Genomic DNA, 19,934 nt, shown 5'->3' on the forward strand with positions numbered 1-19,934 from the left:
ATAGCAAAATGCTGAGCAGGATAAATCGTAACATAAGAGAAAAAAAGAAATACAATAACCTAAATGGGAAGATTTAAGCAAGCATTAAGTAGATAAATGCGCAGACTTTGAAGTATCCTTATAATGATCCATGTTTTTCAATAATCAAGTATAGGGGAGTTGTGGACATGATAAGGATATTTGACGGACGCGCAATGGCAGAGCTTGTCATTGAAGAGAGCGCATTTGAGGGAGTTAAGGAGATTGGTAATACTATAGCTGAGGATCTGTGCATGGTTACAGGCATTACTCCCAGAATTATAGGGACAGTAGGCGAGGCTTCTGGAAATACGGCTGTTTTCATAGGTACTGTTGGAAAGAGCCAGTATCTTGATGAACTGGAGCAGAGAGGCCTGATTGACTTATCTTTACTTAGAGGTAAAAGAGAAGTCTTCATGATAAAGATAATTGATATGCCTGCTGTGGCAATTTCAGGCGGAGTACAGGCAAACAATGTAGCTAGACAGCTTCTGGTGATTGCAGGAAGTGACAAGAGAGGCACAATCTATGGAATGTTCCAGCTATCAGAGCTGTGCGGAGTTTCTCCTCTTGTTTATTTTGGTGACGCAATTCCAGAAAAGAAGCAATTTCTTGATGTCGAGATAGTTGGCCAGCCAGCTTATAATGGCACAGGCGCTGTAGCAAGCACATCAAGCAGCGCATACAGTAATATGTATGTCTCCAAGGAGCCTTCTGTTTACTATAGAGGCTTCTTTATAAATGATGAGTGGCCAGCCTTTGGAAACTGGGCAACAGAGAAGTTTGGTGGCGTTAATGCCAAGTGCTACAGAAAAATCTTTGAACTACTCCTGCGACTTAAGGGTAACTACATGTGGCCTGCCATGTGGAATTCAAACTTTTCTGAGGATGGTCCTGGCATAGAAAATGCAAGGCTTGCCGATACTCTTGGGGTTATTATGGGAACCTCCCACCACGAGCCACTTTTCAGGGCAGGTAATGAGTGGCAGCAGCAGTACAAGGAGTACGGGGACGACAATTCCTGGAGCTTTTTATCAAATGCTGATGCTATAACAAGATTTTGGGAAAACGGTGTTAAGAGAAACAAGGATTTTGAGAGCGTTATAACTATTGGTATGCGTGGAGAGGCAGATTCCAAGCTTCTTCCAGAAGATGCAACCATGAAGGATAACATAGAGGTCGTAAAAAAGGCAATTCTTGCTCAGGATAAGATTCTTTTTGACCAGTTCAAGGACGGAAATAATATCTATACTAAGGCGGCTGAGAACGAAGCCGACTATGCGGAAGTATTAAAGAATGTTCCCAGAATGCTTGCAATCTACAAGGAAGTAGAGGATTACTACTACGGAGATGAGACCTGTCAGGGCCTCAAGGACTGGGATGAACTCAAGGATACTATTTTCCTTCTAAGTGATGACAACCATGGAAACTTAAGGAATCTTCCTACAGAAAAAGAGAGGCAGCACCCGGGTGGATACGGAATGTACTACCACTTCGACTACCACGGAGCGCCTATAAGCTATGAGTGGACTAACTGCAACCGCCTTACTAAGACCTGGGAGCAGATGACAACGGCTTATGAGGCAGGCGTTCGCAAGATGTGGATCGTCAATGTGGGCGACCTAAAAGAGATGGAGTATCCACTTAGCTTTTTCATGGATCTTGCCTACGACTATGAGACCTGGGGCATAAACGGCCTTAACAAGATAGATAACTATGTCTACCTCTGGATAAACAAGCAGTTTGGAAATAGACTCAGCGATTCCCAGAAAAAGGATATGTTCAAAGTTCTTGAAGGCTATACAAGATACAATGCCCTTAGAACTCCGGAAACAATGAATGAGACTATTTATAACCCGGTTCATTTCAGAGAAAGCGAGAGAGTTCTTTTTGAGGTAAAAGATATCCTGGCTACAGCAGGAAGACTCAAAGCTGAGCTGACGGGTGAAGCGCTTCTTACCTACGAGAGTATGGTTTACTATGCTGCCACAGCTTCTCTTAATCTGATCGTTGCCTGGATCCTTACTGGCTTTAACCATGCCCTGGCAAAGAGAGGCTCAGTATATGCAAATAGCTATATAAATGAGATAGAGGGCAGGATATTCCTTGATAAGCAGCTGGTAAAAGAGTTCCACCAGATAGCAGATGGTAAGTGGAACCATTGCCTTAGCTCAGCCCACACAGGCTTTAGGACCTGGGATGACAGAGAGTGGTTCTATCCAGCTCCGGTTAAAGTATCACCTATTTCAGGAGCCAAGGCTATTGTAAGCTTTAGAGGTTATGACAGATACCATCTGGGCGCCCACTGGCAGGATATGGCGCCTATAGTATGTGATGATTTCCTTAATGCCGGCACTAAGGGAGTATTCCTTGATATAGATACAAAGGGAGATGTCTCTTTTGACTACGAGATCATTCCTGAAGATAAGGCCCTTAAGTTCAGTAACTTAAGGGGCAGAGTAGAGGCAGGAAGAAGCGTCGTTTCTATTATGAGAAATGATGTTAGCGGCGAGATCTTCGAGTCCAAGGGAAGAGTCAAGATCTCTTTTGACAACGGACAGGAAACCCACGTGGACTTTGTATGCCTCCTGCCAACAACTTCGGAAAATGCAGAGGACAGCACAGGCAAGAAACTTGGCAGAGTTGGAGGATATTACAATTACTGCTGTATAAGTGCCAGTGACTTTGCAGATAAAAAAGATTCAGAGGAAGGCTCCTTTGAAGTTGTGGAGCACCTTGGAAGAGAAGACTCAGCTATAAAGGCATTTCCTCCTATGAAGACCTTTGAAGATTTCCAGAAAGCTCCAAGCGTTGCATATGTTTTTGATGTGGAGGAAGAGGGAGAGTATGACGTTGTCTTTTACCTTCTTACAAGAAACCCATATCACAAGGGCGGAAGACTGAGCTTTTATCTGGGAGTTTCAGATAATATGCCGCAGCTTGTTCATGCTGTATCAGATCATTACTATACAGAATGGCAGGATGAGGACTGGGCTCAGGGAGTATTACGAGGCGGAAGAAGTATCTGCCAGAGAGTAAGCCTTAAAAAGGGCTGCAATGAGCTTAGAATTTATGCAAAAGACCCAGGTGTGATCATAGAAAAGCTTGTGGTCAAGAAAAAAGATTATCAGCTTCCAGAGAGCTACCTTGGCCCACAGGCAAATTATTAAAGCATTATTAAATATAGGGAAAATCACTCATATGTGCTCATATTTGAGTTATAATTTGTTTATGCGAAAACGAATTATCGTCAATAATTTCTAACAGTATTTGGACCTTGGCAGGTGCAATTGTATGAGAAAGGTGGTGCATTTATGAGTAGAGTATCAGAGGTTACAGCCCTTCAGCAGCAGAGAATAAAAGAGATGCAGGAACGTATGAAGAATCATGATCTTTCTGATGACAAGGTTAATCAGCTCATGATCCAGAATATGACCCAGACCCTTAATGACATCTCTGCGACCCTGGCAATTATTTCTGATAAATATACTGAGAGGAAGTTATAATTTTCCCTCAACTTGCTTTAAAACTATTAAACTGTTATACTCTTCTTCGCGAAAAAAAATCGTGGAATAGAGTATAACAGTTTTTTTGTATCATATTAGTTTAAGGACAAAGAAAATGAGTGAGAATGTAGAAATAGGACTTTCAACTGCAGATTATTATTTTGATCTTCCCAAGGAGCTTATAGCTCAGGATCCAATGGAGAAGAGGGATGAGTGTAAGCTACTTGTTATGGACAAGAATTCAGGCAAGGTGGAGCATCACGTATTTAATGAGGTGATAAACTATCTTGAGCCGGGTGACTGTCTTGTTCTTAATAATACCAAGGTAATACCTGCAAGACTTCTTGGAGTCAAGGAAGAGACAGGAGCTGCTGTTGAGATACTTCTTTTAAAGAGGAAAGAATCTGATGTCTGGGAGACACTTGTTAAGCCAGGCAAGAAGCTTCGCCCAGGGGCAAGGGTATCTTTTGGCGATGGAATACTTAAGGCTGAGATCATGGACATAGTAGATGAGGGAAACCGCCTTGTGAAGTTCTACTATGATGGAATCTGGGAAGAGGTTCTTGATAAGCTTGGAGAAATGCCACTTCCTCCATATATTACACACAAACTTCAGGACAAGAACATGTATCAGACAGTTTATGCCAAGTTTGAGGGCTCTGCAGCAGCGCCAACTGCTGGCCTTCACTTTACTGATGATCTTCTTGAGAAGATCAGGGAAAAGGGCGTGGACTTGGCCTTTGTGACGCTACATGTTGGACTTGGAACCTTCAGACCGGTTAAGGTTACTAATGTCAAGGAGCACCACATGCATACTGAGTGGTATCAGGTAACTCAGGAAGCAGCTGATAAGATCATGAAGGCAAAAGAGTCAGGGCATCGCGTTATCTGTGTTGGTACCACCAGCTGCAGAACCATAGAGAGTGCAGCTAGTGAGGACGGAACTATTAAGGCTTCAAGCGGAGATACTTCAATCTTTATCTATCCTGGTTACAAGTTTAAGCTTATGGATGGGCTTATTACTAACTTCCATCTTCCGGAGTCAACACTTGTTATGCTGGTATCTGCCTTTGCTGGAAGAGAGCATGTACTTGGGGCTTACGAAGAGGCTATTAAAGAGAGATACAGGTTCTTCTCATTCGGAGATGCATGTCTCTTTATTTAATAAGTGAAAAGTTAACTATGACTTCTTGCGAACAAAAGCGGAAAATGTCCGCAAGAATCCTGCTTCGCAGGATACGCTCCTCGCTTGGCGAGGAGCTAGTCCAATACGATTATCGTTTTTCTGAGGAAAAACGATAATCTATACAAAGTTTACAAAAACGTTTCCGGAATTTATAAGACTTTCAACAATTGACCATAGTAGCATCGATTAACTATAATTGATATATAGTTAATCGGTGCTATTATTTTTTTGGAGGTAAAAGTATGAAAAGGGGAAAATTGTGGATTAAAGCACTATCTACGGCAGGTTTAAGCTTGTCTATTTTTTTGAGCTCTTTTGGAAACGTTTCCAATGCGCTGGCCATGGAGCCTCAGGAAAATCAAGGACTTGAAGCGGCAAGTTTGGGAAGTTCTGCCCAGGAAGGCGAAGAGGCGGAACTAGACGCCTCTGCAAGCGCAAGTTCAGGCACATCTACAGATGTGACAAAAGAAACATCAGACGCTGCAGATGAAACTAAGACCGGAACGGAAGAAGACCAGAAAATATCTGCAGATGAGGCAAGCACGGGAGCTTCAGATACTCTTAGCGATGAGTATTCCGTTACCAGTAGCACTCCTTCCAAGGAGTACTCAGTTACTGCACTTGCTCCAAGACAGCAAAAGGAAGCGGATAACAGTCTTATTACCCGCGACCACATCCAGCACGGCGCAATCCTTCATGCCTTCTGCTGGAGCTTTAATACTATAGCAGACAACATGGCAGATATAGCAGATGCTGGCTATACAGCAGTCCAGACATCTCCTATAAACGAATGTCTTGATACCAATCCAGGCATGAATCTTCACGGCCCTGATGGTATGTGGTGGTACCATTATCAGCCAACTGACTGGGTAATTGGAAACTATCAGCTGGGCACAAGAGATGAGTTCAAGCACATGTGTGATGTGGCAGATGAGTATGGAATTGCTGTCATTGTTGACATCCTTCCAAACCACACAACACCTACCTACAGCAGCATTTCTCAGGATCTCTTTGATGCAGCAGGTGGCGAGGACGCTCTTTATCACAAGACAGGCAAGACTGCAGGCGGATATACAGACAGACTTGAGCTTACTTACTATGAAATGGGCGGACTTCCTGATGTTGATACTGAGAATATCAGTTTCCAGCAGTATTTCTATGAATTCTTAAAGGACTGTGTATACCTTGGCGCAGATGGCTTTAGAATTGATACAGCCAAGCACATTTCACTTCCAGATGATCCTGTACCAGCTTCATACGAAGGGCAGGAGGACAGAAATACTTTCTATCCTAACATGAGAGAAGCCATTAACGAGTATTCAGAGGAAGTTGGAAGTAAGGACTACGACGATCTTTTTGTATATGGAGAGGTTCTTCAGGGAACAAATGACAGACTTGCAGCTTATCAGGAGTATATTGGCGGAACAACAGCCAGCAATTATGGTTCCAGCATCCGTTCAGCTCTTTCTGCAGGAGACCTTTCAGTAAACAGAGTTCTTGATTATCAGATTTATGATGAGACAGTTGCAGGCAGAACCTATACAGCTGATACAGAGAAGCTTGTTACCTGGGTTGAGTCTCATGATAACTATATGAACGATGGCGAGGGCAGCTGGAAAGCAATTGATGATGACAAGCTGATCCTGGGCTGGGCTATTATAGCAAGTAGAGATGCAGGAACACCACTGTTTTTCTCAAGACCAAATAACAGTTCTACTGAGAATCCTTACGGAGACAATATCATAGGCGCAGCAGGAAGCCCAATCTACAAGGCTCCTATTGTTAAGGCGGTAAATCTTTTTAGAGAAGAGATGGGGGATGCCGGCGAATATCTTTCAAATCCTGGTGGAAACAATCAGGTTCTTATGATTGAGAGATCTGGCGATAATAAGGAAGGTGCTGTACTTGTAAATGCCAGCACAAATAGAAATAACATAAGCGCAGAAACACATCTTGCAGATGGTATTTATCGCGACCAGGTTGAGGGGAGCGATGATGTATTCCTTGTAAAGGATGGTGTGCTCAGCGGTTCTATCGAGGGAGAAGGCGTAGTTGTTCTTTCTGAGAAAGAAGAAGGAACTGGTAAGGTAGTATATTTCTACAATTCAGAGAATTGGGACAGCGTAGTAGCAAGAGTTGATGGAAACGGCGATACAGCAGCTACCGTAAGCGAAGGAGACGGTTGGTTCTTTGTAACTGTTCTTGATGATGAGTTTGACATCACTTTTGAAAAGGCAGATGGCAGCGCAGTTTCACCTGTTTACAAAGTAACTAAAGAGAGCGGAACCTTCGCTACAGCAAAGAGTAGCGACCTTTACTTCTCAAAAGAGGAAGCAGAAAGCTCAATTGGTCTTAAGACCTATTCTGTATACTTCTTTAATACAGAGAACTGGGCATCTGTAAATGCCTACGGATGGCTTGATGGCGGCAAGGAGCTCTTTGGAGGCTGGCCAGGAAGCGCAGCTATAAATGAAAATGGCGGCTGGTACAGGGCTGATATCAAGACCTATGACGATATCACTTCTTACAATGTCATCTTTAACAATGGAAATGGCACTCAGACAGTTAATATCGAGGGAATAACTCCTGAGTCAAAAGATATCTTTTTTGCCCCTGATGCTGAGGCTTCAGAGGGACAGGTTGTAGTAAAGAGATTTGAAGATAAGGAATCTGCTGAAAAAGCTCTTGGAGTATCAGGCTCTTACGTAACAGCATACTTCTATAATACAGAGGGATGGGATAAGGTCTGCGTATACACTTGGGGAGCAGCATCTTGTGGAGATTGGCCAGGAAAAGAGCTTACACAGGATGAGGATGGCTGGTATAGCGTTGTTCTTCCAGCAGGCCCAAGTGAAGATCTGAACATTATCTTTAACAACGGTAATAATGGCAAACAGACAAATGATATGAAGGTTTCTGATATGAAGAACAGGTTCTTCCTTCATAATGGCATTTCATATCAGAAATATGGCTCCAAGAAAGAGGCACTTAAGGCAATTGGCGAAAGCGCCCAGGTAGAAAAGACTACAGTTTATTTCTACAACGAGATGGCAGAAGATGCAAACTGGCAGAATGTATATCTTTATGTCTATGGCGGACCAAATGGCGAGTACAACAATCTTGTCGGAGGCTGGCCAGGAACATGCATGACAAGAGAAGAGGGTACAAACTGGTATAGCGCCAAGGTTCCAACTGATGCCCTGAAAACTGGAACTCTTACATATATCTTTAACAATGGAAATGGCACGCAGCTATCAGATAACAGAGACATCACAATTGAAAAGAACTATTTCACTTACAGCAGCACGGACAGCTTTGCAAGTAAAGAGGCAGTACTTGAGTATCTTGGAATTGGAACTGATGAGCCTGAGCCAGAACCAGAGCCACAGCCAGAGCCTGAAAAGGATCTTGAGGGAAGCTTTAAAACAAAGTGGGGATCAACTTATTTTGTAACTGAGGACGGAGAAAAGGTAACAGGTATTGCCAGAATTGACGGACATAAGTATTACTTCAAAGACAATGGCAAGATGGTTACATCAAGCTTTGTCACTGTAGATGATAAGACCTATTACTTTAACAAAGAAGGACACATGGTGACTGGCTTCTTTGAGAAGTGGCTCACAAGATACTACGCTGATGCAGAGGGAGTAGTTGCCTATGACACCATGTTTACAGTAGATGGTGATACATATTATGCAGACGGCAGAGGCGCTGTGGTTAATAGCAAGTTTGTTGACTTTGAAGAAGGAACAAGATACTTTGACTCCGAAGGCAAGATGGTAAAGGGCAGAACCATTACCAAGTGGCTTAAGAAATACACCTTTGATGAAGAGGGAATCCTTGTAGATTAAAGCCTATAAGCCAAACTTATTTCTTCCGATAAGGTTTGTTTAATTTCGCTTCCGAATTTGCTGTGGTATATTTTAAACATCAAAACAAACATAAAGCATTTACAAATATAAAAACGCGGGAGGAAATACAAATGGCAGACATCAAAGAAAGCGCACTTGAACTTATAGGTGGAACACCACTTCTTAAACTTAACGGATATGGAAAGGCAGCAGGGGTTACAGACGCAACACTTCTTGCAAAGCTTGAATACCTTAACCCAGCTGGTTCAGTCAAGGATAGAGTAGCACTTAGCATGATCGAGGATGCTGAAAAGAGCGGCAAACTTAAGCCTGGAGCTACAATCATTGAGCCTACATCAGGTAATACAGGAATCGGACTTGCAGCTGTTGCAGCAGCAAAGGGCTACAGAGCAATCCTTACACTTCCAGAAACAATGAGTGTTGAGAGAAGAAATCTTCTTAAGGCTTATGGCGCAGAGATAGTTCTTACAGAAGGCGCTAAGGGAATGAAGGGCGCAATTGCCAAGGCAGAAGAACTTGAAAAAGAGATAGATGGTGCTATCATTCTTGGTCAGTTCGTAAACCCAGCTAACCCTGAAATCCACAGAAAGACTACAGGCCCTGAAATCTGGAAGCAGACAGACGGACAGGTTGATATCTTTGTAGCAGGTGTTGGTACAGGCGGAACAATCACAGGTGTTGGTGAGTTCTTAAAAGAGGTTAATCCAGACGTTAAGATTGTTGCAGTTGAGCCAGCAACAAGCCCTGTTCTTTCAAAGGGTGAGGCAGGCGCTCACAAGATCCAGGGAATTGGTGCAGGATTCGTGCCTGATACACTTAATACAAAGATTTATGATGAAGTAATTGCAATTGAGAATGAGGATGCTTTCGCAGAGGGCAAGAAGTTCGCAGTTTCTGAAGGAATCCTGGTTGGTATTTCTTCAGGTGCAGCTTTAAAGGCAGCAACAATCCTGGCTCAGAGACCTGAGAATAAGGGCAAGAACATCGTTGTTCTTCTTCCTGATTCAGGAGACAGATATCTTTCAACACCTCTTTTTGCAAACTAATAAGGTACTCGGCAAGTAAATCTCTCATTTGAGATTTATAAATAGAAAATGTTACTCATATCAAGGATTCGTATGTTATTTAAACTTGCTGATATGCATATATTGCGTTATTATGTATATAGATAACGAAATATAGTTTATTTGCATATTAGTGGGGTGAATATGGAAGATAAAAGAAAAAATAAAAGGTTGGAGCTTGAGGGTGAGATTCTTATCAAAGAAGTTGGCGGCGTTGAAGACGGCGAGCTTGCTCAGATTGAGATTACGGACTGTTCAAGAGATGGTCTTGGTTTTACCACAGACAGGGCGCTTACCATTGGCAGCAACTATGAGACAAATCTTACATTGTGGAACAAAGACAAGATCCATGTTTTCCTTCAGATAACAAGGGCAAACAAGGAAGGGGATATATTCCACTATGGAGGAATTTTCATTGGAATGCCTGATTCAGACAGGATGAGGATCCGCGTATACGAAACAGTGGAAGATGAGCTTCACAACAAGAATAATTGATATGATATAAAGGGATGCAGCTAGTTTGGCTGCATCCTCTTTTTTATTCAATCTTAGTGGACTCTCTATATATCAGGTCTGTCTCGGTATAGGTGATACGGTAGTTAAGATCTGGCTGTTCAATTCTTGATATAACAAGATTTGCGGCGGAGTAACCTATTATCTGGCTGTGGATGTGGCTTGTAGAAAGAGATGGAGTCATGATCTTGGATTCAGGTGAATCGTCAAAGCCAAATATCTTAATGTCCCTTGGACATTCTATTCCAAGTCTCTTAAGCCCATAAATAAGGTCAAGGGCTACAAAGTCGTTAGCACAAATAAACAATTCCGGAAGCTCTTTCAGGCCTTTTAGAGCTTCAAACAAGTACTCTCTATACTCAGTGCCATGGGGATGAATCTCTGTGAGGCAGTACTTCTCATCAAAGGGAATATTATTGATGTACATTGCCTCTCTAAAGGCGATAAATCTCTCATAGAAGGAACGGCAGTGAGTAACCTGGCCTACAAAGCCTATCTTCGTGATTCCCTTTTTGCTCATATCATTTACAACTGTATAGATATTTGAAAAGTTGTCCATAAGAAGCACATCCGCACTTAATGGCTTCCAATAGCTTGCAACTGGAGCATCGATCATCAGGATAGGGAGGCCTAAATTACAGAGCATCTCGCAGTAGGAGTGATCAAACATCTCGATGCACACGATGGCCTTGGTATTATCTGGCCTGTAGGAAAGTGGAAGTGTGTGCGTTTCTATATTATTGGAATCTACTCTGTGCATTGTCAGGCTATAACCCAGTAGAGATATTTCGTGCTGGAATTTATCAAGCATTGTAGAAGCAAAGTGTGAATTGTTGAGGAAGTTTCCTGAGAAAAGAGCTATCTCACCAGAAGCAGTGGGCTTGCCGCTTATATTAGGATTCTTGATATCTCCTAATGAATTGGCATATGAGAACTGCTTGTAACCCATCTCTATAGCCTTCTCAAGTACCTTCTGCCTAGTGGCTTCTGCCAAAACGCCTGTGTTGTTGATTGCCTTGGATACAGTATTTCTGGAAACTCCAAGAGCATCTGCTATATCTTGTAAGGTGACCTTTGCTGCCATGATTATGTCTCCGTCTTTCGAATGTGTCAAAAATGGCTTTTGATACATATATGATATACGAATTGCTCCATAACTTTGTTATTCTCGCAATTCTATATCATTATAAAATGTAAAAATTAAAGTGTCAAATGTAAATACTTATTGTGCAAATGTAAAATAATTATGTTGACAGCGAAAAAACTCGGTGTTATATTTTACATATGCAAATGATTATGATGCAAATGTAAAACTTTGGGAGGAGTTACATGAACACTAAGGCAAAAGATAATTCGCTGCACAATACTTTAATTTATGTCAAGCAGCACTGGCAGCTATATGTGTTCTTCCTGGGACCTGCACTTCTTCTTACGATAGTGTTCAGGTACTTGCCAATGGGGGGAATTCTTATCGCATTTCAGAAATACAACCCATTTAAAGGAATCCTGGGGAGTGAATGGGTAGGACTTAAGTATTTCAAACAGTTCTTATCATCACCCGACTTTATGCAATATCTGGCTAATACACTCAAGCTTAGCGTTTTCGGACTCTTATTTGGATTCCCAATGCCGATCATCCTGGCACTTCTTCTTAATAGAATAGCCAGCAGCAAGATCAAGCAGAAGATCCAGCTTGTACTGTATATGCCAAACTTTATTTCTGTCATAGTCCTCTGCGGTATGGTCAGAATCCTTTTATCTGTTACAGGTCCACTCAACATGATGCTTGGCACCAATATCAACTTCCTGACAATACCTGCAGCATTCAGACCAATTTACATCATAAGTGGTATCTGGCAGGGCGCAGGCTGGGCATCCATCATGTATACAGCAGCTCTTTCAAATGCCAGCAAGGAACTGAAAGAGGCGGCACAGATTGATGGAGCAAATATCTGGCAGCAGATCAAGGCAGTTGAATGGCCAGCAATCAAGGATATGGTTGTTATCCAGTTTATCCTTCAGGCAGGTAACATCATGAGTATTGGTTTTGAGAAGGCTTATGCACTTCAGTCAGATATGAACCTTGCTTCATCTGAAATCATAGCAACCTATGTTTATAAAAAAGGTCTTTTAAATGGCGATTACAGCTATTCAACAGCGGTAGGCCTTTTTAATACTATCGTCAATGTAATTCTTTTGATAGCGGTCAACAAGGTTGTAGAGAAGCTTAATGACGGACAGGGACTATAAGGAGAAGAGCAAAATGGAGAAAACAGTTAGGGCTAAAAAGAGCGAGTTTGCAAGAGCTTCCATTGGAGATAAGATTTTTCTTCTTGTTGGATATATTCTGCTTGCTGCCTTCGTTATGGCAATCATAGGACCTGTAGTTTACATTATCGTAGCTTCTTTTATGGATCCTATAACTCTTCAGAACAAGGGAATTGTATTTGATTTTAGCAAATGGACTCTTACAGCTTATGAGAGAGTTATGACCAACTCCCAGATATGGATTGGTTTTAAAAACGCAATTATATACTCTGTATTATTTGCAGTATTTTCAGTATTTATAACACTTTTGTGTGCTTATCCAATGTCAAGGGATGATTTTAAGGGCAGAAAGTTCTTTAATGCGATCTTTATCATCACAATGTTCTTTGGCGGCGGACTTATTCCTACATACCTTCTTATCAGTAACATGGGACTTCTTGATACTATGTGGGCAGTAATTCTTCCAGGATCCTTTAGCGTATGGAACATGATCATCGCAAGGACATACTTTAAGGGGATTCCAAGTGAACTTAGAGAGGCTGCTGATGTAGATGGTGCCAATGAATTGGTGTTCTTTTTCAGGATTCTTCTTCCTGTATGTACACCACTTATAGCAGTATTGATACTATGGCAGTTTGTAGGAATGTGGAACAGCTATTTTGATGCAATGATCTATCTTAACTCTGCAGACAAGCAGCCACTTCAGCTGGTACTAAGAGCAATCCTTATCCAGAATGAACCAGATCCTGGAATGATCGCGGATATGCAGAGCACAGCCCAGAGAGCACAGCTTGCAGAACTTCTTAAATATGCAACCATCATTATTTCAAGCTTGCCGCTTGTTGTAATGTATCCATTCTTCCAGAAGTATTTTGACTCAGGAATTATGGTTGGCTCAGTTAAGGGCTGAGAAGAGTTAATTAGAACTTCCCCTGGCAACAGGAGATAATAAAGATTATTTATAAGGAGAGGGACAATGAAAAAGAAGACAACAAAGTTACTTTCAGCAGCACTTGTTCTTACTATGACAGCCGGCATGATCACCGGATGCGGTAAGAGTGCTACAGGTAGTGGGGCAGCAACTGTTTCAGCAGATGACCTTAGTTTCCCATTAGAAAATAAGGTTACTATTACAGGTACTATCAGCTATCCATCAGGAACTGAGTCAGAACCTAACAACAGAACTATCTTCAAGAGACTTGAAGAGGAGACAAACGTACATGTTGACTGGACAGCTATTTCTAGTGATCAGTGGGGTGACAAGATTCAGCTCAACATGGCCAACAAGAATACTCTTACAGATTTCGTATTCAACGCAAGCTTTAGCAACTCAGATCTGATCAGATATTCAGATCAGGGAGTTATTCTTCCACTTGAAGAGTACATCGACAACAACATGCCTAACCTTAAGGCTGTATTTGATAAGTATCCTGAGTACCGTGCTATGTGCGAGGATTCAGAGGGACATATTTGGGCTCTTCCTTGGATCGAGCAGCTTGGTTCTAACAAGACAGCAATCCAGACAGTAGGTAATAACTTTACATACATCAACAAGAAGTGGCTTGATTTCCTCGGGCTTCAGACACCTACAACGGTTGATGAATTTGAAGAAGTACTTAAGGCTTTCAAGGATCATGCATCTGAACTTCAGGCTGAGTTTGGTATTGAGGGTGACATCATTCCTATGTCATGCATCATGAATGATCAGGATCCTAGCCTTCTTATCAATGGCTTTGGCGAAGGTTATGGTGACAACGATATAGGACAGCATATCGCAGTTACAGATGACAAGAAGGTTATCTGCACAGCAACACAGGAAGGCTTTAAGTCTGGTATGCAGTGGCTCCACAAGCTCTATGAAGAGGGACTTATCGACCCTGAGTGCTTTACACAGGACTGGTCAACATATGTTGCTAAGGGTAAGTCACACAGATACGGTGTTTGCTTTACATGGGACGTTGCTAACATTGATAACCTTGAAGATTTCGTTCCACTTGCAGCACTTAAGGCTGATGTTGTAAACGTAACTCCTATGAACGGCTCATTTACATCAGGTTTTGACCGCGGCAGATGCGTAGTAACTTCTAAGTGCGAGAATCCTGCATTTGTTTGCTCATGGCTTGATCTTATGTATGATCCATTCCAGTCACCACAGAACAACTGGGGAACATATGGAGAGGATGACGAGTTTGATATCTTCGAGCTTTCAACAAATTCAAATGGTGACAAGATGTTAAAGCATGCTCCTCTTGGAGAAGCTTCACCTGTAGAAGTTCGTGAGGCTGAGTGTGTTGGTGGACCTCTTGCTATCCTTGATGAGTACTATGGCGTATACGTAACATGCCCAGATGATGCACAGTATCGTCTTGACTGGATCAAAGAGTACTACACAGATGATATGAATTGCAAGTATGTATATCCTAACGTATTTATGACAGCTGAGGATACAGAAACTCTTACAACAATCCAGACAGACCTTATCAGCTTCATCAACTCAAGCAGAAGTAACTTCGTAATGAATGGTCTTACAGATGCTGAGTGGGATGAGTACCTCAAGCAGGTTAACTCTTATGGCCTTGATCAGTACTTATCAATCTACCAGAAGTACCTTGATGAGTTCTACAAATAAGAAGTTTGACTATGAATAAAGAGGGGGGAGGTTATTTCTCCTCCCTTATTTTTTAGAATCTACAATATAGATTTATGAGGAGTATTATGAGTGATAAGTTAAACAAAGCACGTGAATATGAAGAAAAAAAGGAGAAGATGATAGCTCCGGAGCTTAGACCTCTTTTTCATCTGACACCAAGATGCGGATGGATGAATGATCCTAATGGTTTTAGCATGTATAAGGGCGAGTATCATCTCTTTTACCAGTATTATCCCTATGATACTGTATGGGGCCCAATGCACTGGGGACATGCAGTTAGTAAGGATCTTATGACTTGGGAATATCTGCCTTGCGCAATTGCTCCTGATGAGGAATATGACAAGGATGGTTGCTTTTCAGGAAGTGCTATAGAGATGGAAGACGGCAGACAGCTCCTTGTTTACACTGGCGTTCAGAAAAAGGAAGATGAGGATGGAAACATCCATGAATATCAGACTCAGTGTATTGCTTTTGGAGATGGCAGAAACTATCACAAGTACGAAAAGAATCCTGTGATTGACAGCACTATGCTTCCAGAAGGCGCTGGTAAGTATGACTTCAGAGATCCTAAAGTGTGGCGTGAAAACGGTAAATACTATATTGTAGTTGGCAACAAAACTGAGGACAAGGATGGTCAGCTCCTTCAGTTTGTAAGTGATGATGGTATCAATTGGACCTATGACAAGACTCTTATCAGGAACAATCATAGATTTGGAGTTATGTGGGAGTGTCCTGATTATTTTGGTCACGATGGCAAGCAGGTTGTGCTCACAAGCCCTCAGGACATGCTTCCTGAAGAGCTTGAGTTCCACAACGGAAATGGAACATTGTGTGTGATCGGAAGCATTGATGAAGATGGTGATTTCTGCGAAGAGAACTGCCAGGCTGTGGACTACGGAATTGACTTCTATGCGCCTCAGACAATACTCACAGAGGACGGCCGCAGAGTTATGATTGGCTGGATGCAGAACTGGGATACCTGCGGAATAAGACGCGATGATTTCCCATGGTTTGGTCAAATGAGCCTTCCTAGGGAGATTTCAATTGTAGATAATAGGCTTATTCAGTGGCCTGCAAGAGAAATAGAAAAATATTATGGAAAGAGGATCAGCAGGCAAAATGTCCTTATCTCAGATAGCTGCTCACTTTCAAGTATCGAGGGAAGATGCGTTGATATGACTGTGAGAGTCAGATCAACAGAAAGTGACCTTTCCTACAAGAAGTTTGAGATCAGGTTTGCAGACAATGGGAAGGCTTATTCAACTATTGAATATGATCCTGAACTTAACATTGTAAAGATAGACAGAAAGCACTCTGGCAGTAGAAGAGCAATCGTTCACCAGAGACGCTGCAGAGTAGCGGGTAATAAGGGCGAGATATCACTTAGACTTGTCCTTGACAGATACAGCATGGAACTCTTTATTAACAATGGGGAACAAGTAATGTCCATGGTCATACTTACAGATGTTAAGGCAGAAGGCATCAGCTTTAAGGCTGTTGGCGAACTTCTTATGGATGTTACCATGTATGAGCTTGAGAGGAAATAATGTATGAAAAAGATAGATGTAGCAGCGCTTGGGGAACTGCTTATAGATTTTACTGCTAGTGGCGACAGTAGTCAGGGGAACCCTCTATTTGAGGCAAACCCTGGGGGAGCACCCTGCAATGTGCTCTCTATGCTTCAGAATCTTGGCAATAATACAGCTTTTATCGGCAAGGTTGGAAGAGACTTTTTTGGAAATATGTTAAAGACGAGAGTGGAAGTACAAGGTGTAGATACCAGTGGCCTTGTAATGGATGACCTTGTTCACACAACTCTGGCTTTTGTTAATAAGCTTCCAAACGGAGACAGAGACTTTTCTTTTTACAGAAAACCAGGTGCAGATATGATGTTGACTGTAGAAGAAGTCAATGAAAATGCTGATTTAATAAGAAATGCAGATATATTTCACCTGGGAACTCTTTCAATGACAGATGAGCCTGCAAGAGGGGCAACAAAAAGAGCAGTTGAGATTGCAAAGAATAGCGGTGCTTTAATCTCTTTTGACCCTAATTACAGGCAGCCTTTGTGGGATAGCGTTGACTCTGCGCTTCAGGCTATGAAGTATGGCTTTGAGAACTGCGATATTTTGAAGATTTCAGATAATGAGATAGAGCTTTTTACTGGCTGCACGGATATCCTTGAAGGAGCTAAAAAGATAAAGGAAGAGTACAGTATTCCTATTGTGTTTGCAACTCTTGGCCCTGATGGAAGTATAGCTCTGTACAAAGATATGGTGGTAAAGAGAGATGGATTTAAGAATCCGGATACTATAGAAACGACAGGAGCTGGTGATACATTCTGTGCCTGTGCAATAGATTACATACACAGAAACGGCCTTGATGATCTTTCTAAAGAGGGACTTTATGAGTGCCTGACCTTTGCAAATGCTGCAGCCTCTATCATAACAACAAGAAAGGGAGCCCTTTCAGTTATGCCCTCAAAAGAAGAAGTAATAGAATTTATAAAAAGCCGTAAGTAATGGCTTGCAGATAGAATGATATATGCGTTAAAAGTAGGAACTATCAATCATTTTGTGGTTGATAGTTTTTTTATTGCAGTATTGTTTTTGGGGGACATTTTTAATAACGAATAAATATATACTTAATATTATATTAATAATTCATGTGTATAATCAAAGTTAGCGCAAATGGTAATAATTACATTTAGCCATAATTATTGATATGGAGGTATATCATGGGTAATAAAACGGAAAAGAAAGCTGGCGCATCACCAAAGGCTGTCAGCACTAGGATTTCTCTTTTGTTTGTTTCAATGCTGTTGATCACTGTTCTGGTAGCTGAGGGCATAACTTATGTTCTTGGCTATGCTATGATCAAGAGTCTTATTTACAGCTCTTTGCAAAATGAGGTTACGGCAGATGCCAGCAAAGTTAACAAAGAGCTTAATTCAACCTTCTACTATTTGAATGGCGTAGCTGATGCTGTAGAACAGAATGATTATGATTCAAATCAGGCTCTGATGGGATATCTTACTGGAACAGTTGGAAGATATGCACTTCTCCCAACCGGAGCTTATTTGATGCTGAGCGATAAGACCTTTCTTTATCCTGCAGATCCCACATACTCCATAGAGGACTGTACAGACAATGTCATGTACAAGGAGGCTATGACTTATACAAATAGCTGGTTTAATTACTACGATGTTCCATATTTTGATAAAGTAACAGGAGACCTTTGTGCGTCTGTGATCAGGCGTGTACACCTCAAGGATGGGCGAGAGGGCGCCTTTGCTGCAGATATGTTCTTGTCAGGAATTCAAGAAGAACTTGATGGCGTCCAGCTCTATAATACAGGTGGAGTGCTTATGATCACTAGTCAGGGGCTTCTTCTCACATATAAAGATAATAAGGAAGTTTGCGGACAAAATGTGGCCGATATAGCTGATAATCCATTTCTTAAGTCTATAGGTGAATATGCGGCAGCTGAAACTGGCAAGGAAACTCACGAAGTTACAGAGGCTAATGTAGGAGGAGAGAATTATTTCCTTGTTGCTTCCCCTGTAAATGGAACTGACTGGCTTGTAGTAGCTTATGCAAGGCGGAGCGAAGTTCTGGCAGCGCTCTACAGGTTACTTGTTATTCTGGCTGTTGTTATATTGGCAGCAATAGTGACAGTGATCCTAGTGATCAACATAGTTTTGAGAAAACTCATAAAGAATCCTGTCACAAGCCTTACAGATAATATTGAAAAGATTTCAGGCGGTGACTTTACTGTAGATATATCCTCAAAAGGTGATGATGAAATCGCTTATATGAACAATGCTATGGGACATTTTGTAACCGGCATGAGGACTTCCCTTAGCGAGATAAAAGATGTTTCAGGAAAATTATTTGGAGATGCGCAGACTTCAAAGAGTACAGCGGAAGACCTTGAGGGAGCAGCCAATGAGCAGTCAGCCAGCATGAATCAGATACGTGAAAATATCGATAATATGGCCAAGGCTGTCAATGAAGTAGCTGAAAATGCTACAGTTCTGGCTCAGACAGTTGCAAATGTAACTGATAAGGAACAGCAGATAGAAGAAACTATGAATGAGCTTGTTTCAAAGGCTGATTCCGGACAGCATGAGATGGCAGGTGTTGCTAATGGAATGAATGATATTGTAGATTCCATGAAGGATATGGCAGATGCTGTAACAAGTGTTGATGAAGCTGCAGATAAGATCAATCAGATTGTAGATCTTATCAATTCCATTTCTTCTCAGACAAATCTTTTGTCACTTAATGCCAGCATTGAGGCAGCAAGAGCAGGAGAAGCCGGAAAAGGATTTGCGGTTGTTGCTCAGGAGATTGGACAGCTTGCTCAGAACTCTGCAGATGCTACCAAACAGATTGCAGATATTATCAAGGATATGTCCGTAAGAGTTCAGCAGCTGTCAGAAAAATCGGAGACTAATACACAGCTTATAAATAACAGCGCTGAATCTATAAATACAGCTGCTACAACCTTTAAGGAAATCACGCAGCAGCTATCTGAAGCCAATGATACACTTTCTACCATGGCTGAGCAGATGGAGAAGGTTAATGATGTCGCTACAAACATGGCATCAGTATCAGAAGAGCAGTCAGCATCGACTCAGGAAATCGCTGACAATGTTGAAAGAGTAACTGAGGCAGCCAAGGGTGTTGCATCATCTTCAGAACTTGTGGCAAGCGCGGCTTCGTCAGTTTCTGAGGCTGTTGACACCATCAACGGAAACCTGGAAAGATTTACTATTCAGTAAAAGAATAAAAGAATAAAGGAATAAAGAAAAATCCGCGGCGTTTAAGATAATGCCGCGGATTTTTTTGACTT

General features: G+C 41.8%; 13 protein-coding genes. 12 read left to right on the forward strand and 1 reads right to left on the reverse strand.

All coding sequences use genetic code 11. From position 1 onward, the window contains the following. The first annotated feature begins 167 nt into the window (after window positions 1-167). The 6 genes from G631_RS17975 to G631_RS0104480 all read left to right on the forward strand — a co-directional run bounded on the left by G631_RS17975 (window position 168) and on the right by G631_RS0104480 (window position 10,141). Complete coding sequence (locus tag G631_RS17975) at window positions 168-3,188, forward strand: glycosyl hydrolase 115 family protein (RefSeq protein WP_051196829.1); 3,021 nt, start codon at window positions 168-170, stop codon at window positions 3,186-3,188. A 144-nt stretch (window positions 3,189-3,332) separates the two neighbouring features. Next, window positions 3,333-3,524: a hypothetical protein gene (locus G631_RS0104460; protein ID WP_026488430.1), complete on the forward strand. Its 192-nt coding sequence runs from the start codon at window positions 3,333-3,335 to the stop codon at window positions 3,522-3,524. 115 nt (window positions 3,525-3,639) lie between these two features. Beyond that, window positions 3,640-4,689, forward strand: a complete 1,050-nt coding sequence (gene queA, locus G631_RS0104465) for a tRNA preQ1(34) S-adenosylmethionine ribosyltransferase-isomerase QueA (RefSeq protein WP_035789306.1) — start codon at window positions 3,640-3,642, stop codon at window positions 4,687-4,689. A gap of 263 nt (window positions 4,690-4,952) precedes the next feature. Further along, window positions 4,953-8,561 carry a starch-binding protein gene (locus tag G631_RS19935; protein WP_051196831.1) on the forward strand — a complete coding sequence of 1,203 codons (3,609 nt, stop codon included), beginning with the start codon at window positions 4,953-4,955 and terminating at the stop codon, window positions 8,559-8,561. A gap of 131 nt (window positions 8,562-8,692) precedes the next feature. Next, window positions 8,693-9,628, forward strand: a complete 936-nt coding sequence (cysK, locus tag G631_RS0104475; RefSeq protein ID WP_026488432.1) for a cysteine synthase A — start codon at window positions 8,693-8,695, stop codon at window positions 9,626-9,628. Window positions 9,629-9,790: 162 nt separating this feature from the next. Further along, window positions 9,791-10,141 (forward strand): PilZ domain-containing protein, encoded by a 351-nt coding sequence (locus G631_RS0104480; protein ID WP_026488433.1) that lies wholly within the window; start codon window positions 9,791-9,793, stop codon window positions 10,139-10,141. A 43-nt stretch (window positions 10,142-10,184) separates the two neighbouring features. Here G631_RS0104480 and G631_RS0104485 read toward each other — a convergent pair whose 3' ends face one another. Then, the gene (locus G631_RS0104485; protein WP_026488434.1) at window positions 10,185-11,243 is read right to left on the reverse strand and encodes a LacI family DNA-binding transcriptional regulator; all 1,059 of its coding nucleotides are present in this window, start codon (window positions 11,241-11,243) and stop codon (window positions 10,185-10,187) included. Window positions 11,244-11,488: 245 nt separating this feature from the next. Here G631_RS0104485 and G631_RS0104490 point away from each other — a divergent pair, with 245 nt between their 5' ends. From G631_RS0104490 to G631_RS0104515, 6 genes are all read left to right on the forward strand, one after another. Next, the gene (locus tag G631_RS0104490; protein ID WP_026488435.1) at window positions 11,489-12,409 is read left to right on the forward strand and encodes an ABC transporter permease; all 921 of its coding nucleotides are present in this window, start codon (window positions 11,489-11,491) and stop codon (window positions 12,407-12,409) included. Between the two features lie 13 nt (window positions 12,410-12,422). After that, a complete protein-coding gene (locus G631_RS0104495) occupies window positions 12,423-13,337 on the forward strand; it encodes a carbohydrate ABC transporter permease (RefSeq protein WP_026488436.1) in 915 nt (304 codons plus the stop codon). A gap of 66 nt (window positions 13,338-13,403) precedes the next feature. Next, window positions 13,404-15,056 (forward strand): ABC transporter substrate-binding protein, encoded by a 1,653-nt coding sequence (locus tag G631_RS0104500; RefSeq protein WP_026488437.1) that lies wholly within the window; start codon window positions 13,404-13,406, stop codon window positions 15,054-15,056. Between the two features lie 86 nt (window positions 15,057-15,142). Next, complete coding sequence (locus G631_RS0104505) at window positions 15,143-16,624, forward strand: glycoside hydrolase family 32 protein (protein WP_035789307.1); 1,482 nt, start codon at window positions 15,143-15,145, stop codon at window positions 16,622-16,624. Between the two features lie 3 nt (window positions 16,625-16,627). Next, window positions 16,628-17,599, forward strand: coding sequence for a carbohydrate kinase family protein (locus tag G631_RS0104510; protein ID WP_026488439.1), 972 nt, complete (start codon window positions 16,628-16,630; stop codon window positions 17,597-17,599). Window positions 17,600-17,814: 215 nt separating this feature from the next. Next, window positions 17,815-19,863 (forward strand): methyl-accepting chemotaxis protein, encoded by a 2,049-nt coding sequence (locus tag G631_RS0104515; RefSeq protein ID WP_035789308.1) that lies wholly within the window; start codon window positions 17,815-17,817, stop codon window positions 19,861-19,863. Window positions 19,864-19,934 lie beyond the last annotated feature (71 nt).

The sequence above is a fragment of the Butyrivibrio sp. XBB1001 genome (assembly GCF_000424505.1).
Lineage (GTDB): Bacteria > Bacillota > Clostridia > Lachnospirales > Lachnospiraceae > Butyrivibrio.